This is a genomic window from Secundilactobacillus silagincola (assembly GCF_002583405.1).
GTDB lineage: Bacteria > Bacillota > Bacilli > Lactobacillales > Lactobacillaceae > Secundilactobacillus > Secundilactobacillus silagincola.
On sequence record NZ_BCMJ01000003.1, the window covers coordinates 304,983 to 318,704 of the forward strand.

Here is a 13,722-nt window from a genome sequence, read left to right on the forward strand (position 1 = left end):
CGCTATTCCTCCTCTCCCAAGTACGCTTTGATCACAGCGTCATTTTGCTGAATTTCAGTTGGTGTACCTTCTGCCAATAATGAACCGTGATCCAATACATAAATCCTTGAGGCCAGGTTCATGACCAGTGACATGTCGTGTTCAATCAACAGAACAGTAATGTGAAAATCACGCTGAACCTGGCGAATCAAACGAGTTAAATCAGCCGTTTCTTCGGGGTTCATGCCTGCTGCCGGTTCATCCAAAAATAGGATCTTCGGTTTCGTTGCTAAACTACGGACGATTTCTAGCCGTCGTTGAATCCCGTAAGGCAAGTTTTTCGCTTGTTTATCCAAATCGTCTTGCAGATCAAAAATTTTTAGCAGTTCAATGGCTTCTTCACGAATCTGAGCTTCTGTTTTGTAAAATTTTGGTGAACGGAAAATTGACTGGATAAAATTCTCCTTATAATGAGCCGTCATCGCAATAAGCACATTATCTAATACTGATAGCTCCTTGAATAGACGGATGTTTTGAAAGGTTCTGCCCATTCCAAGATTGGCAATTTTGTAGGTCTTCATGCCGTTCAGTGGAATTACACCGTCAGTTCCCCGAAAAGTGATTGAACCCGTGCTTGGAACAATCACGCCGGTCAGTAAATTAAACAAAGTCGTTTTACCAGCACCATTAGGGCCAATCAAGGCAACTAATTCATCATCGTTAAGGTGCATATTCACATCAGAAACGGCAGTCAGACCACCAAAGTTTTTGACTAGATTTTCAACATTCAAAAGTGTTGTCATGATTTTGCACCCACCTTCTTATTCTTGCGATTAAAGAGCCGTTTAAATGACAGCTCTGTAGAACCCATGATCCCTGATGGTTTGAAAATCATGATCAGGATCAGTACCACGGCGTAAATCACCATACGCAGCGCACCGAAGTTTTGTAGAGCGGTATCCACAACCCCCAGGATAATGGCAGCGACGAAACTACCCGTGATACTCCCAACGCCACCAAGAACAACGATGATCAAGATGGCGATTGACTCCATGATGTTAAAGTTGTTTGGCGCAATGGTCTGGAGATATGAAGCCTGCATCGAACCTGCAACAGCAGCGGTTGCTGCACCTAATACGAAAGCAGCCAATTTCCACTTAAAGATATTGATTCCCATTGATTCTGCGGCAATCTCGTCTTCTCTAACAGCTAGAGCTGCCCGACCACCACGACTATGTATAAAGTTCACGATGATAATGGTGGTCACACAAACCATGATATAAACCACGGGCCAAGTAGCAAATTGCGGAATATTAAACATCCCCGAAGGTCCGTTAGTAATTTTCATATTATTAATAATGATTCGAATGATCTCAGCAGCACCCATGGTGGCAATAGCCAGGTAATCACCGCGCAGACGCAGCGTTGGGATTCCTACGATCAATGCCGCAATAATGGCGATGATCACCCCAACAATAATTGAGAGGTAAAGGGCCCCTGCGGTCGGTGTTTTACTAATAATAATTGCAGTGGCGTAGGCACCAACCGCCATAAACCCAGCGTGACCAAGGGAGAACTGACCAGCAAAACCAATGATGAGGTTCAACCCAACAGCCAGCATAATGTTAATCCCAATAGTCACCACCATGTTTTCTAGAAATGAATCAATTACCCCTGCTAAGATCAAGGTGTTCATCAAGTAAAAGCCAGCGACCATCAAAATCAACCAGCAAATATTATATTTCAAGTTTGCTTTCAAAGTCATCACCTAAACCTTTTCTTTGACGTTTTTGCCGAAAATACCAGCTGGCAGTACCAGAAGAATGATAATTAAGACCAGATAAACCGCGGCATCCTTGTACGCTGAAAGGCCAACGGATTGAACGGCTGTTTCCAAGATACCAATCAAGAACCCACCGAGAGATGCACCTGGAATTGAACCAATTCCACCAACAACGGCAGCAACAAAGGCTTTGATCCCTGGCGTCATTCCCATCAACGGATCAATTGAGTTGTAATAAAGCCCAATTAAAACACCGGCTGCACCAGCCATGGATGACCCTAAGGCGAAGGTGAACGAAATCGTACGGTTAATGTTGATACCAACCAGTTCAGCTGCATCAGGATCAACTGAAACAGCTCGCATAGCGCGACCCATTTTCGTCTTTTTAATGATCAGTTGCAGCAAGATCATCAACAGGCAGGCTGTTCCCAAAATCAAAATCTGAATGTTTGAGACCCGAACCCCCCAAAGGTTGTAGTTCACTTGTTTGATGACCTGAGGAAAATTCCGAGTGTCGGCACCGTACAAGTACGACATGCCATTTTCAAGAAAATAAGAAACACCAATGGCAGTAATCAAAGCCGTAATGCGTGGCGCGTGTCTCAGTGGCCGGTAAGCAAAGTACTCAATGATTACCCCGGCTGCCGCGCAGACAACCATGGCTGATAATAATGCAAAGATAAAGTTAAAGTGCCAGAAGTTAATGGTGTAGTAGCCCCAAAAGGCGCCTAACATATAGATGTCCCCATGCGCGAAGTTAATCAGTTTAATGATGCCATAAACCATGGTGTAGCCCAGTGCCAGCAAAGCGTAAATGCTTCCAAGCGAAAGGCCGTTTATAAGTTGTTGAAAGAGTGTTGTCAAGATGTCACCCTCCTTTATGTAGTTAGATTTCCAGCTTGGAAGCTCTCGTCAGCAGGCATCCTAGCCCGTTCACGAGAGCCCCCTAAAGGGAAGCTCCAGTGATCAATTATTGAATTTGAGTAGAACCAACGACCTTACCATTGTTCAGATGTTCAACAGCGATTGGCTTGTTGGCATCGTGCTTGCTATCGATAGTGATTTTACCTGTAACACCGTTGAAGTCTTTGATGTTTGCAAGACCCTTAGTGATCTTAACGGAGTTAGCGGATTTTTGACTTTCAATAGCTTGTTTGATCATGTATGTTGAATCGTATGCCAATGCTGAGAAAGTTGGTGCATCGGTGTGGTAACGTGCTTTGTAAGCGTTCATGAATTTAACAGCAGTTGGATTCTTTTCTGCAACTGTCTTTGAGAATGGTGTGGTGTAGTAAATGTTTGAAGCGTTCTTAGCACCGGCGATTTGAACCAGTTTGGCATCAGCCATGCCATCAGAACCAACGATTGGAACGTTCAAACCGATTTGACGAGCTTGCTTGATAATCAAACCAATTTCTGAGTAGTAACCTGGTGCGTAAATAGCGTCAACTTTCTTATTCTTGAATGAAGTCAAAATAGCATTGAAGTCTTTGTCCCCAGCTGAGAAGTACTGAGTATCAACAACTTTACCCTTGAACTGTTTCTTAAAGGATTTCGCAAGGCCAGTCCCATAATCAGTTGAGTTGTCACCAAGCACGGCTACGCGTTTAGCTTTCAAATTGTTGTAGACGAACTTAGCACCTGTACCACCTTGGAAGTTGTTTTGGTAACATGCCCGGAAAACGTATGGCTGAGCTTTACCATTCTTTTGAAGGGTGAAGTTTGGATCAGTTGCGGATGGGCTCAATGCAGGTACTTTAGCCTTTGTTTCGTTAGGAATTGCGGCAGTACCGGCGTTAGTGGTTGCTGTTCCAATAATGGCATTTACTTTATCGTTATTAACCAGCTGTGCTGCAACTGAAGCTGAAGTACTCGTGGAAGTCTTGTTATCCTTAATAATCAGCTTGATCTTCTTCTTTTTACCGTTAACGTTCACGCCACCCTTGCTGTTAATTTCGTTAGTAGCCATCTGAACCCCTTGTTTCATTTGGTTCCCGTAACCTGCGGCAGCTCCTGAAAGTTCTAGGTTGACCCCAATTTTTACGGTACTTCCTGTTTGATCATTTCCCTGACTGGTTGTCTTAGCGGTTGAACATCCCGCAAAGATGACGGCTGACATGGCAATTGCTGCAATTCCTGTGACTCGTTTAATCATTTTGTTATTCATAAGTATTTCCCACTTTCCCTATATAATTTATGTGTAATATGTGTGATACGACTTGCCTGACTAACTTCCCTCCTCGTGCCAAAGCAATAAAAAAACCTCATTCAGTTTAATGAATGAGGTTTGAAGTCAGAATTTAATCATCAAGCCCTCATCATTAAAAACGCATTAATAAGGGCTCAACTTAGTTTAAGCAGTAGCTTGGCTACTAGCTAATAGTTGCGTCCTTAGTTTTTAATAATAAGACTAAATTCTGACGAGCAGAAGTTACATTAAGTTTTTGAACGTTTGAATTTTTCATGCGATGTAACCTCCTGTCAGAATTTTTGTACTTGGTGAATGATGTAACTATAATTGAAAACTCATAATTCGTCAACAATTATTTTTAAATTTTAATGATTTGATGGCATATTCACTTAATGATTTTCTCTCTAAATAGCTTCAAATCAACGTTTATAAGAAAATATTTTTTGATATTTTTTCTTTAATATTTATCTCTCATTTTAAAAAATAAGATTATGAGAATGCGCTCATTTTAAAAAACAGTCCAGTTAACATAAAAATCGCTCAGTATAATGACTAGCAGGTCATCATAATGAGCGATTTTTATCGTCGTTCCCAGCGTTCAAAAACTAGGCCATACGGATTCTTTTCGTCTGGCTCGTGAGATATCGATTCAACTAACTGAAACTGGCTGTAATCAATTTCAGGCATATAAGTATCAGCCTTAAACGTGTGTAACACGCGCGTCCGCAACAGCGTATCAACGTCAGGCAACAGACTTTCAAAGACCCTGGCGCCTCCACTGATGATCACGGTTTCGTCCGGATGTGCTTTTTCGTAAGCCACCACTTCGGCTGCACTGTGCAGCACTTCAACGCCACTGGGATAATCAGTGGCAGTTCGCGTGGTCAGCACAATGTTTTTTCGGTGTGGCAACGGTTTTCGGTAGCTGGCAAACGTCCGGCTGCCGGAGATGAGCGTGTTACCCATGGTATGCTGCTTAAAAAACGCCATATCAGCTGGCAGATGCCACGGCAACTGTCCCTTATACCCAATGGCATGGTGCTGATCTTCCGCCCAGATAAATATCATGAAATCACCCCTAAACGGCCACTGGTGCCTTGATTGCTGGTGCCGGATGGTAATTAGTCACACTGATATCGTCCATATCGTAGTCAAAAATACTGGACTTGTCAGGATTCAAAACTAATTTAGGTGCTTCAGCAGGCGTTCTTGAAAGCTGCGTTTTAACTTGTTCGATGTGATTGCTGTAAATATGAGCATCGCCAAAGGTGTGGACAAAATCGCCAGGTTCTAAGCCCACTTCTTTAGCAATTAAATTGGTCAGCAATGCATAGCTAGCGATGTTAAACGGCACGCCAAGAAAAATATCGGCAGACCGCTGGTATAACTGACAGCTCAACTTGCCATCGTTGACATAGAACTGGAACATAGTGTGGCAAGGTGGTAGTGCCATGCCAGGCACGTCTTCAGGATTCCAGGCCGAAACGATCATGCGCCGTGAATCCGGATGAGTTTTCAGTGTTTCGATAACGTTTCCTAGTTGGTCAATGGTTTCGCCCTTACTAGTTTTCCATGCTCGCCACTGCGCCCCATATACGTTACCTAATGAGCCATATTGGGCAGCAAACGCGTCATCTTCAACAATTCGTTTGCAAAAGGCCTTTTTTTCTTGTTTATAAGTCTCATTAAACGCTTCATCAACCAGTGAACGACGACCAAAATCGGTCATATCTGGCCCATGGTAATCACTGGACTCAACGAACTTTTGAAAGGCCCATTCATCCCAAATATGGTTGTGATGTTTGAGTAAAAATTGAATGTTGGTATCCCCATGCAAGAACCAGAGCAATTCACTTTTGATTAACCCAAAGGGCACTTTCTTCGTGGTCAGTAACGGGAATCCCTGACTGAGGTCAAAGCGCATCTGATAGCCAAAAACACTGATGGTTCCCGTTCCCGTCCGGTCAGATTTACGATGCCCATTTTTCAAAACGTAGCGTTCCAAATTTAAATACGCGTCTTCAAGCATTGAAAAAACCTCTCATTCTTTATTCAACATACTGACTTAAATAATCCCACCGCGTCATTTTTTCGTCCAATTTCTTGTCCGTGGCTTCAAAGTCAGCCTGTAATGTAGCTAATTTATCATAATTATCGCCGTTCTGGTTCATTTTTGCCTGCAAGTCAGCCTTTTTCTTTTCTAAGGCATCAATCTCGTCTTCAATACCATCCCACTCAAGCTGTTCTTTGTAAGTCAGCTTTGTTTTGGTTTGCTTGACGGGTGCTTCCGAAACGGGTTTAGGCTTAGGCGCAGACTTTTTCCCGCTTGGCTGCGACTTTTTTTGATTAGCTAAATACTCGGTAAATTGACCACTGTAGCGTTCAATTTTCCCGTTGCCATCAAAAATTAGTAACTTGTCTGCAACCTTATCCAAGAAATAACGGTCATGAGAAACGGTAATCACGGTTCCGTTGAAATGATTAATATAATCTTCCAGCACCGTCAGTGTGGAAATATCCAAATCGTTAGTCGGTTCATCTAAAAAGAGCACGTTGGGCTGTTCCATGAGTAATTTCAACAAGTACAACCGGCGTTTCTCACCACCAGATAACTTGCGAATCAACGTTCCGTGCATGAACCTTGGAAACAGAAATTGTTCCAATAATTCTGACACAGAAACAGAATGGCCATCTTTGTCGGTCACATTATTCCCCACTTCACTGAGGTAGTTAATGATTCGCTTATCGTCTGGAATCGGTTCAGTACGTTGCGTATAATAGGCCATTTTGACCGTCTCACCAATCGTTACCGTACCTGAGTCAAGAGGTAGGCGCTGTGCCATAACGTTTAAGAGCGAGGATTTTCCCGCCCCATTTTCGCCGGAAATACCAATTCGGTCACCAGCCTGAATCAACAGGTTAAAATCTTGTAAAATCAGATGATCATCTAATTTTAAATTGGCATCCTTGAGTTCAATCACTTGTTTGCCCAAACGTGACTGTCCCAAATCTATCGACACATCCTGTTCCGTCGGTGTGGTACCAAGATTTTCTTTAATCTTATTAAACCGGTTGATCCGTGCCTGCTGTTTGGTTGAACGGGCATGTGCCCCAGCCTTCATCCAAGCCAGTTCTTGCTTGTAGAGTTGCTGCTGCTTATGGTCGGCATTGGCTTCCTGCTCCACCCGTTCGGCTTTTTGACCCACATAATCTTGGTAGTTACCGTCGTAGTGAAATAGCCGACCAAAGGATAACTCCCAAATATGGTTAGCAACTTGATCCAAGAAGTAACGATCATGGGTAACAACTAGTAAAGCACCCTTGTAGTTAGCTAAATAGTTTTCCAGCCAGTCAATGGAATCAAAATCCAAGTGGTTGGTCGGTTCGTCCAGTAATAAGAGGTCAGGCGCCTGAATTAACACTTGTGCTAAACCAACCCGTTTACGCTGACCACCAGATAGTGTTCCCATCTGCTGATTCAAATCCATGATGTGCAGCTGCGTCAAAATGGTTTTAACGTCGCTTTCGGCGTTCCAAGCATCAGCTTCGTTCATCTGTGCTTCCGCATCCATGTATTGTTGCTGCTTCTTCTGATCTTCAGGGTCCTCACTGTAAGCCGCTAAGGTGTCCTCGTAACGCCGGATAATCTTAAAGACTTTTTGTGAACCCGAAAAAATAGCATCCATAATCGTCTGTTCGTCATTGAATTCTGGTTCTTGTTTTAAGTACGCAATGGAATAGTCGTTAGGTGTAATAATGTCACCCGAATATTGAGCCAGCCCAGCTAAAGTATCCAATAAACTGGTCTTCCCACTACCATTAGTTCCAATTAAACCAATTCGATCATTTTCGTTAATAATGAAGTCGACCTTGTCAAATAGTGTTTTTTCACCATAAGTTCGGGTCAATCCTTCTGCTCTTAAGGTTTGCATTTGGTCACGCTTTCTCGTTTAGATATTTAATTGCTGCACTGAGCAGCATGTTATTTTGATTCTTCAACTGTCCTTCTACCACTTGACGCTCCAGATAATTCAACGCCTGACCCAGTTGCGGTCCGGGTTTAATGCCAGCCGACATCAAATCTTGACCGGTAATGGCTAACGCTTTTTTAGAATGGATCTGCAGTTCATCATACTGCGCCAGTAAAGTGGCTGTCGCATATGGTGACTCACCCAATTGATTAGCCACCTCATTGGCAATTGGCAGTAACTCACTACCAGTCTGGTAAAGTAGCCAAGCATCAACCGAATGTTCTGAAATAGCTTTGACAGCTTTCACAGCAACTTGAACATCGTCAATTAACTGGTTAGCGGACTTCCAGTCTTTGAGTAGCCGATTAACTTGTTTGCTGGATAAACCAAAGACAGCGCAAAGGATCGTCCAAACCGCTGTTTCACTGCTTAATCCACTCTTTAACTGCAACCGTAGCTGCTCAAGCTGATCTTTGTACGGCTTAAAGTCCGGACAATATTGGTATAATCCCGTATCCATAAAAACGTCAAGTCCCATGGCTGGCCACTGACCTAACAGCATCTTAACGAATTCCACGTGAATCCGTTCCACTGCTATCTTAGTAAGCAAACTACCATGATGTTTGATACCGGTAATCGTTTCGGGATCAATCGTAAAGTTCAGCTGACTGGCAAAACGAACCGCTCGCATCATGCGCAAGGCGTCTTCGTTAAACCGTTTCTCTGGGTCACCCACTGCACGAATCCGGTGTGCCTTTAAATCGCTCAAACCATCAAAATAATCAATGATTGTCCCGTCAGTCTTTAACGCTAAGGCATTGATGGTGAAATCGCGCCGATTGAGATCCTCTTTTAACGATCTCACGAACTTCACTGAATCTGGTCGACGATAATCTTGATAACCTGATTCCGTTCTAAAAGTGGTCGTTTCATAACCAGTGCCATGATCCAAAATCATCACGGTACCATGTTCAATACCAGTATCCACCGTCCGTTTAAATAACGATTTAACCTCTTCTGGATAAGCGCTGGTAGCAATGTCCACGTCATGGATTGGCAGCCCTAATAGGGTGTCACGAACGGAACCGCCCACATAATAGGCTTCATATCCAGCGGCTTCAATCGTATCAATGATTGGCTGTGCTTTAATAAATTCTTCTGGTAATGTTTCAATTCTCATTTTGATCGGCCCTTTTATTTGATTTCAGTCTATTCAATTTTACCAGATATCCCTAGCATAACCAACTGTACTTCATCTGAATATGCTATGATGATTGAGGAATCCTACTACGGATTAATTTATTAGGGGGGATCGGTTTGTCAAATAAAATTGAAGAAAAGATCCATTTCGTTGATTTATTGATGATCACCATTGGTTGCGCAGCTTATGCCTTTGCATTGGTGACGTTTAACATCGCCAATCAGCTGGCTGACGGTGGTATCAGTGGTGTGACGCTGATTTTAAAGGGATTATTTAACTTTAATCCAGCTTATTCAACCATCATCATCAACATCCCGCTGATTATGATTGGTTACCGTTTTTTAGGTCGCCGATCCATCATTTACACGCTTTATGGTACTTTAATGCTGTCTTTGTTCTTATGGGTCTGGCAGCGAGTACCAATTAACATCGCTCTGCATCACGATCTATTTTTAGCGGCCATGGCTGCTGGTATCACGGGTGGTGCTGGTAGCGGCCTTGTATATCGGTTTGGCGGTACTACTGGTGGAACGGATATTATCGCCCGAATTTTTGAACGCTTTCGCGGTATTCCAATGGGACAAACCTTATTATGGTTGGATATTTTAGTGCTGTTCGTCTCACTGGTTTATATTGATATTCGTCACATGGCTTATACGCTTCTATACTCCTACGTGTTCTCTCGTCTCGTAAACTTTATCTTAAGTGGTACTTACGCAGCTAAGGGTGTCTTAATTGTCAGCACAAAATCACAGGAAATTATCGATCAGGTCATGACTGTCATGGAGCGTGGTGTTAGCATTCTACACGGCGAAGGTGGTTACTCACACAAGGACCGTCCAATGCTCTATATCGTTGTCAGCCCAAGTGAACTACACGAACTGCAAACCATCGTTGGTGAACTGGACGAAAATGCTTTTATGACGATTTTTGATGTTAATGAAGCGATTGGCGAAGGATTTACTTATTCCCGGCCGACTCATGGCCTCTTTAAACACGCTCATTAGGGGTGTGTTTTTATTTTTTGTTTATAAGTTAAAGTAACTTATTATTTTTTTACTCAATAAAAAAAGATCGCCTTCTCGACGACCTCCGTAGTGCTTAGTAATCATTTTCTTCTTCGTTTTCCAATATTTCAGCCATTTCAGTGTCATCAGGCACCACCTTGACGTAAGCGTGCAGCAGTTTCAGCATCTGATCACGTTCCCCCATTTCACGGAAGAAGTAAACGGCCGGTTTTAAGAAGTCAGCTTGATCCATAAAGTATGGCGCTGCTGCTTGATAATACCGGTTGGCCTGGTCGTAGTCTTCCAACCGAGCGTACGATGTCGCCAGATTCCAGTACAATTGCGGATCCACGTTATCTTGACCCACGTAGTCAGCAAGAAAGTCCACTGTCTCCTGGAAACGTCCTTGTTTAACGTAAAGATTGGATAATTTGATCACGATATCCAAGTCATCAGGCTCCAGATCATGGCCCTTTTTCAGATACGTTTCAGTCAACGACTCATCCTCTACTCTAGCCGCGATATCAGCTGCGTATGACCAGAGTTTTTCGTTATACTGGTCAACACCCAGCCCTTCCTGTAACGCCTTTAAAGCATCATCTAACCGGTTTTCAGCGACCAGTGCTTGCCCTAAATAAGGATAGAGGCTCGTATATTGCGGATCGGTTTCTTTTAATTCTTCAAACAACGTAATGGCTGGTTTATAATCCTTTAACTGGAGGTACGTAAAGGCGGTTTCAAACTTCACGTCAGGAGTCATATCACCCGAGTGAATCTGCTTCAAATAACCCACCGCCTGCTCGAATTTACCAGCATTCGCGTACGCTACGCCGATTCGTTCTACCAAGTTGACCGAACTAAATTCGGGAATCCCCTGCTTAATCAAATCAAGATACAGCGGAATGGCCTTTTTAAATTCACGCATCACAAAGTAAAGTTCCGCCAACGCAAATTGAATAGCCGGTTCATCAGGTGCTAATTGCATGGCTTCCAGCAGCTTTTGTTCACTGACTTCAAACAGTTCCTGAGTCTGATACAAATCGGCAGCAACCATTAATGAGCGTACGTAAGCCGGCGAATCTTTAGACACTTCGTTTAAGAGTGTCAACGCTTCATCATTTTTATCATCATCGATCAAAACATCAGCCAGGTTGACTCGAAGATCATCTTCGTCTGGATACTGCTTCAATAGTTTTTCGTAAATGCGTTTTGATTGGTTTAAGAAACCCAGCGAATACAGTTCCTCAGCGAGACTATAAAGCGTATCGTCGTCATCATGGCGTAACGCACTGGCATAAGCCTTTTTAAATTGATCAAGTTGACCGCGTTCTAGCTGGTCAAGCGCTTGCTGTGAGTAACTAGTCATTTTGATCCTCCGTTTCGTTCATTCATGAAAGTATATGATAGCACTTTCGGCACTACCTAACAAACACAACGCCTACGTAAAAAATTGTTGGTTAGTATTTCAATTGATTGTTTAGTTAAAATTGGTTGTCACTGTACCTTGATTCGACGCGTCAATATAGCCTAGTAGCGCTCCAAAACTCAGCTTCCGACCATTTAACACAGATGATGGCATCTACCGAATTTTGTCACGCACAAAAAAAGCCAATCCACACGGGATTGGCTTTTGCCGTCAATAAATAATTATTTAACAGCGTCCTTCAAAGCTTTACCAGGCTTGAATGCTGGTACTTTACTTGCAGGAATTTGAATTTCGGCACCCGTTTGTGGGTTACGGCCCTTACGAGCTGCACGTTCGCGAACTTCGAAGTTACCAAAGCCGATTAGTTGTACCTTTTCGCCCTTAGCCAAAGTTGCTTGAACTGAGTCAAATACTGCATCTACTGCTGCAGTTGCATCCTTCTTAGTTAAGCCGGTTGCAGCTGCGACATCGTTAACAAGTTGTGCTTTATTTGCCATGAATGATTCGCCTCCTTGGATAATATATGATGAGTACAAAATCATCTCATCTAGCCGATCAACAAGTCAATCAGGCCACTGAAATAATAACGGCATTCCGTATCATTTCTGTTTCCAAGATAGCACACAAAGCCTATCATAGCAAGGTTTTTTGCGGTTTATGGCCAATAAATATGCCAAAAAGCCCTTTTTTTACGTACAAGTCTGAAAAATGAGCGGAAATCAAGCTGAATCAGTGTTTAACTCTACTTTCGGTGCCGTTCGATCAGATGAACAGGTGTCCCTGAAAAATCGAAGTGTTCCCGGATTTGATTTTCAATATAGCGTTCGTATGAAAAATGCATCAAGTCTGGATCATTCACAAACAGGACAAAAGTTGGTGGCTGGATAGCCACTTGTGTTGCGTAATAAACCCGCAAACGCCGGCCGTTGTCATTTGGCGTTGGATTCATGGCAATGGCATCCATAATCACTTCGTTAAGTGTAGAAGACTTAATCCGCTTAGCATGATTGCTAGCAACGGTCTTGATCATGGCTGGTAATTCATTCAATCGTTGATGGGTTTTAGCTGAAACAAACACCATTGGCGCATAGGCTAAATATTGAAATTCTTCTCTAACATGAACTTCAAAATCATGCAGCGTCTGGTTATTCTTCTTCAGCGTATCCCATTTATTGACCACGATGATGATTCCACGACCAGCTTCATGAGCGTATCCAGCAACCCGCTTATCTTGTTCGCGAATACCTTCTTCAGCGTTCAGTACAAACAGAACCACATCAGAATTATCGATGGCTTTCATCGCTCGCATGACACTGTAACGTTCCGTGTTTTCGTAAACCTTACCACGTTTTCGAATCCCGGCGGTATCAACCATGGTAAACTCGGTACCATCAGCCACGAACTTCGTATCAATGGCATCACGAGTTGTGCCGGCAATCTCTGAAACAATCACCCGGTCTTCACCAAGTAAGGCGTTAACTAGCGATGACTTACCAACGTTTGGGCGGCCGATTAAACTAAACCGGATACTGTCATCGTCAACTTCGCCTTCTTTATCGGGAAAAGCTTTGATCACGGCATCCAATAAATCGCCAAGGCCCAAACCATGAGCACCTGAAATTGGGTACGGATCGCCAAATCCCAGTGAATAAAAATCATAAATATCTTGCCGCAGTTCTGGATTATCAGCTTTATTGACTGCTAACACAACTGGCTTGTCAGCGCGATAAAGAATTTGGGCAACTTTATCATCAGCATCAGTGATTCCCTCCCGAACGCTGACTACGAAAACAATCACGTCAGCTTCATCAATGGCCACCTCAGCCTGTTGCGTAATCTGTTTTAAGAATGGTTCATCCCCCATGTCAATACCACCAGTATCAATCATGCTGAACGTGTTTCCGAGCCATTCACCGTGAGCGTAAATCCGGTCACGAGTCACACCTGGGGTATCTTCAACAATGGAGATTCGGTCACCGGCAATTCGGTTAAAAATAGTTGATTTTCCAACGTTAGGTCGGCCTACAATAGCAATTGTTGGCATACTCATACAACATCCCTCTTTTCTGTTCTTAAGTTCATAACGGTTAAATAACAGCAAAAATGTCATTTTGAAACTGGCATTCCGTTTCAAAATGACATTTTAATTTAATGAAAATTTCGG

The 13,722-nt window shown here is 43.0% G+C and carries 12 protein-coding genes; 1 reads left to right on the forward strand and 11 read right to left on the reverse strand.

All coding sequences use genetic code 11. The features are described 5' to 3' along the window. Positions 1-2: 2 nt before the first annotated feature. The 8 genes from CES82_RS05400 to CES82_RS05435 form a co-directional block, all read right to left on the reverse strand. Positions 3-782, reverse strand: a complete 780-nt coding sequence (locus tag CES82_RS05400; protein WP_098824292.1) for an ABC transporter ATP-binding protein — start codon at positions 780-782, stop codon at positions 3-5. Further along, positions 779-1,738, reverse strand: coding sequence for a branched-chain amino acid ABC transporter permease (locus tag CES82_RS05405; protein WP_098824385.1), 960 nt, complete (start codon positions 1,736-1,738; stop codon positions 779-781). Before CES82_RS05405 ends, CES82_RS05400 begins: the two co-directional genes overlap by 4 nt. Positions 1,739-1,747: 9 nt before the next feature. Beyond that, positions 1,748-2,626 carry a branched-chain amino acid ABC transporter permease gene (locus CES82_RS05410; RefSeq protein WP_098824293.1) on the reverse strand — a complete coding sequence of 293 codons (879 nt, stop codon included), beginning with the start codon at positions 2,624-2,626 and terminating at the stop codon, positions 1,748-1,750. Between the two features lie 106 nt (positions 2,627-2,732). After that, positions 2,733-3,929 (reverse strand): ABC transporter substrate-binding protein, encoded by a 1,197-nt coding sequence (locus CES82_RS05415; protein ID WP_098824294.1) that lies wholly within the window; start codon positions 3,927-3,929, stop codon positions 2,733-2,735. 603 nt (positions 3,930-4,532) lie between these two features. After that, complete coding sequence (locus CES82_RS05420) at positions 4,533-5,021, reverse strand: dihydrofolate reductase (protein ID WP_098824295.1); 489 nt, start codon at positions 5,019-5,021, stop codon at positions 4,533-4,535. 10 nt (positions 5,022-5,031) lie between these two features. Then, positions 5,032-5,982, reverse strand: a complete 951-nt coding sequence (locus tag CES82_RS05425; protein ID WP_098824296.1) for a thymidylate synthase — start codon at positions 5,980-5,982, stop codon at positions 5,032-5,034. 19 nt (positions 5,983-6,001) lie between these two features. Then, positions 6,002-7,885 carry an ABC-F family ATP-binding cassette domain-containing protein gene (locus CES82_RS05430; protein ID WP_098824297.1) on the reverse strand — a complete coding sequence of 628 codons (1,884 nt, stop codon included), beginning with the start codon at positions 7,883-7,885 and terminating at the stop codon, positions 6,002-6,004. A gap of 4 nt (positions 7,886-7,889) precedes the next feature. After that, positions 7,890-9,104, reverse strand: a complete 1,215-nt coding sequence (locus CES82_RS05435) for a CCA tRNA nucleotidyltransferase (protein ID WP_098824298.1) — start codon at positions 9,102-9,104, stop codon at positions 7,890-7,892. Between the two features lie 182 nt (positions 9,105-9,286). On the opposite strand from CES82_RS05435, the gene CES82_RS05440 reads away from it, so the two are divergent. Continuing rightward, positions 9,287-10,132 (forward strand): YitT family protein, encoded by an 846-nt coding sequence (locus tag CES82_RS05440; RefSeq protein ID WP_098824387.1) that lies wholly within the window; start codon positions 9,287-9,289, stop codon positions 10,130-10,132. A 94-nt stretch (positions 10,133-10,226) separates the two neighbouring features. On the opposite strand, the gene CES82_RS05445 is transcribed toward CES82_RS05440, so the two are convergent. From CES82_RS05445 to der, 3 genes are all read right to left on the reverse strand, one after another. Then, positions 10,227-11,498: a tetratricopeptide repeat protein gene (locus CES82_RS05445; RefSeq protein ID WP_098824299.1), complete on the reverse strand. Its 1,272-nt coding sequence runs from the start codon at positions 11,496-11,498 to the stop codon at positions 10,227-10,229. A 281-nt stretch (positions 11,499-11,779) separates the two neighbouring features. Further along, the gene (gene hbs, locus CES82_RS05450; RefSeq protein ID WP_054655222.1) at positions 11,780-12,055 is read right to left on the reverse strand and encodes a non-specific DNA-binding protein Hbs; all 276 of its coding nucleotides are present in this window, start codon (positions 12,053-12,055) and stop codon (positions 11,780-11,782) included. Between the two features lie 245 nt (positions 12,056-12,300). Further along, complete coding sequence (gene der, locus CES82_RS05455; RefSeq protein WP_098824300.1) at positions 12,301-13,608, reverse strand: ribosome biogenesis GTPase Der; 1,308 nt, start codon at positions 13,606-13,608, stop codon at positions 12,301-12,303. Between the last annotated feature and the right edge of the window lie 114 nt (positions 13,609-13,722).